The organism is Pseudomonas sp. A39 (assembly GCF_058145955.1).
On record NZ_JBYVMD010000128.1, the window covers coordinates 1 to 639 of the forward strand.

1 protein-coding gene is annotated in these 639 nt (G+C 55.9%); it reads left to right on the forward strand.

What is annotated here, in order from left to right:
- Positions 1–532: 532 nt before the first annotated feature.
- Positions 533–639 (forward strand): hypothetical protein (locus AC3ZU9_RS31510; protein ID WP_490091803.1); only part of this gene is annotated, 107 nt, incomplete at its 3' end.

Sequence of the window (639 nt, forward strand, 5' to 3'; positions counted from 1 at the left end):
GGGGTTCGTCATCAACGATCAGGACATTCATATTGCGCTGGATTCCTGCGTGAGTCTCGCACAAGGATAGCGTAGACAGGTGCGGTGACTTGCGTCACAGCGATCCACGCTAAGACTAGCGCGAGCGGCAAAAAGTGCCCTGAGAGTGGCACCCATATTTACCCGGACCTGTTCAATAGCGCCCAAGACCTGCTGCCTTCGGGCATTGTCGTAGGGTTTGCTGATACACAATCCGAATCCCCCCTTTCAAATGGATAGTCCGGGTTCTGACCGCATCACCGGACTTTGGTGCATTCACACACTATCAGTCCAACTGTAGACGCTCGCTGCGACGACATTGCTCAATCGTCAAATATCGTTTCAATAAGCCTCTGCACCAGTCTCGTCCTCGACGCGGTCGGCGGCAAGGCACTTAGCCATCCATTGCGCAAATAAAAATGCCGATCACCCGCAGCACCGCCTCTGCGGACAACCCTGTTATTATCGGCGGCACACTTCCCAGTCTCCTTATAAGCAGATCACGAGCGAACTCATGAGCACCGACAAGACCAACCAGTCCTGGGGCGGCCGCTTCAGTGAACCCGTCGACGCCTTCGTCGCCCGCTTCACCGCCTCCGTCACCTTCGACCAGCGCCTGTA